Here is a 2,808-nt window from a genome sequence, read left to right as displayed (position 1 = left end):
GGTATTTTTTCAAAAAAATCACAAAAAAAGGGAGATGTTTGTCCCATCTCCCTTGATTTTTTTTAAATAATTGAATTATGCTGTCTTTTTTGCAGAATCTTGTTGGTTTTCAGCTGCCAGTTCTTTCTTCATCAAATCCACAACAATTGGAGACGCAATGTAGATTGAAGAGTAGGTACCGACCAATATGCCTATGAATAAGGCGAATGAAAAACCTCTAAGGACTTCACCGCCGAATATCAATAATACCAATACCACGATCAATGTCGTGAAGGAAGTGATCAATGTCCTTGCCATGGTCTGATTGATGGCATCATTGAACATAGTCACTAATTTTGACGTGCCTCTGTATTCGATGTTTTCTCTGATCCTGTCAAAGACAATCACGGTATCATTGATAGAGTAACCTACCACTGTCAGCATTGCCGCAATAAAGACCTGATCGATCTCAAATGTCGCTCCAAGCGCACTGGCAATAGCAAATGCTGCAATTACAAAGAGCACATCGTGAACCAAGGCAATGATCGATCCCAAAGAGAATTGCCACTTACGGAATCTCAAAAGGATATATAAGAATATGGCGACCAAAGCAAAGAACATAGCTTCCGCAGACGACTTTTTGATATCATCCGCTACAGTAGCACCTACTTTTGAGGAGCCCCTGATGACAAATTGCCCATCACCGATTTCAGTTCCTGTAGTAAGTGCCAATCCTGTAATCTTGGCAATTCCTTCTTTCACTTTGTTTTCCACCTCTGCATTGGAGGCATCATCATCTTCATTGATAAGATAGGAGGTAGTTATTTTGACGATGTTGTTTCCACCAAAAGTCTTCACTTCTACCGAACCGTCAAATTCTCCATCTAGTCCAACTTTCAGATCAGACTCTACTACCGGTTGGGAAAATTCTACAATATATGAACGTCCACCTGTGAAATCCACACCAAACTTCAAACCATTGATGGCAGCAATGGCCAAACCGATCACAATAATGGAGGATGAAATGATATAGGCGATTTTCCTTTTGCTTAGAAAGTCTATGTTCAGGTTCCCCAATAAATTACTCGCCCATGGAGTTGAGAATGAAATATTGCTCTTGTCACCTTTTTTGGTTGACCAATGTACAATCACCCTGGTGATAAATACAGAAGAAAAGAATGAAGAGGCAATACCGATCATCAATACGATCGCAAATCCTTTGACAGGACCTTGACCCAAGGCATATAATATGGCACCGGTCAGGAATGTCGTGACGTTGGAGTCAAGGATTGCCGAGAATGCTTTTTTATAACCTTCATTGATGGCAGCAATCAATCCTGCGCCATTTCGGATTTCTTCTTTGATCCTTTCAAAAATCAGTACGTTGGCATCTATCGACATACCAATGGTCAATACGATACCGGCAATACCCGGTAATGTAAGTGCCGCACCTAACTGTGCCAAAATACCCAAGATAAAGAAGATGTTAAAGACTAGGGCAGCTATGGCTACAAATCCACCTTTGGCATAATAGGCAACCATAAACATGACCACCAAAACCAAACCTGCCACCATCGAAATGATACCTTGATTTTGAGCTTCTTTACCCAATGTTGGGCCGATGATGGCTTCTTCTACGATTTTGGTAGGTGCGGGAAGTGAACCTGATTTCAGAATATTGGCCAAGTCCTTGGCTTCTTCCATAGAAAAGTTACCTGTGATTTCTGATTGCCCGGACGGAATCTCTCCCTGTACCATAGGAGCAGTATAAACGAAATCATCAAGAACAACTGCAATCCTTCTTCCAATACTTTCAGAAGTCAGTTTTCTCCATTTCCTTGCACCATCTGCATTCATCTGCATACTGACAGCAGGTCTCGAAGTCTGATCCAAAGTCTGACGTGCATCTGTGACCACATCACCTTCCAAAGGTGCCTGATCGCTAGTTCTGCTGACCTTGATGGCATGAAGCTCCAACAATTCCAGGTTATCTGATTTTTGAGGCTTTACAGACCATAAAAACTTTATATTTCTTGGAAGTAAAGATTTAACATCTTCACGGGCAAAAATCCTGTTGATCGCAACGGTATCCCTGATTTCATATACCAGTCCTGCATTGGACTTGGTCAGTGAGAAGATGGGGGAAACCTGTGAAGATAAATCATCAGGATCAGTGGTCTCTGCCAACTGTCTTTCAAGTTCACTTGCCAAATCCTCTCCTTCAAGTTTAGTTGCCAGGGAATCAGTGGCGATTCCAGTTTTGGTGGCTTGGGACTCTGCAACCAAAAGGCTGTTTACGGATTCCAGTTCTGCTAGGAATTCATTTATCTCAGCAACTTCCCAAAACTGTAATTTTGCTACGCCCTGTAATAGGTTTCTTACCCTTTCAGGATTGTCCACACCTGGTAATTCGATCTGAATTCTACCTGAACCTTGGATTCTTTGGATATTTGGCTGAGACGTTCCGAATCTATCCACCCTTGTTCTCAGGATATTGAAAGACCGCTCAATGGCATTTTCAACTTCTGTGTCAATGATTTTGAGAATGTCAGTATCCGAAGTCTCAAGGGAAATTCTACCCCTGTTAGCAGCTGTGGCAAATACACCACTCAATTTTTGACCAGGAGCCTTGTTCTGCCACGCCCTGTAAAAAAGGTCAACAAATTTCTCATTGCTGGTTTTGGAAGTTTCTGTTGCCTCATCAAGAGCTGCATTAAATGCTAGATCTTTACTGTTTCCGGATAGTCCTTTGACAATTTCCACAGGTGAAACTTCCAAAGTAACATGCATGCCACCCTGCAAATCAAGACCAAGTCCCAATTCTGTTTC

The 2,808-nt window shown here is 41.9% G+C and carries 1 protein-coding gene; it reads right to left on the bottom strand.

Going from position 1 to position 2,808, the window contains the following annotated elements; all coding sequences use genetic code 11:
- Positions 1 to 75: 75 nt before the first annotated feature.
- Positions 76 to 2,808, bottom strand: a 2,733-nt coding sequence (secDF, locus tag ACEW8O_RS24755; protein WP_373497312.1) for a protein translocase subunit SecDF, incomplete at its 5' end; no start/stop codon positions are given.

Origin of the sequence: Aquiflexum sp. (genome assembly GCF_041749095.1) — a bacterium.
GTDB lineage: Bacteria > Bacteroidota > Bacteroidia > Cytophagales > Cyclobacteriaceae > Aquiflexum.
The sequence above is the reverse complement of the archived record's forward strand: the minus strand, read 5'-3'. Positions and strand labels throughout refer to the sequence as shown.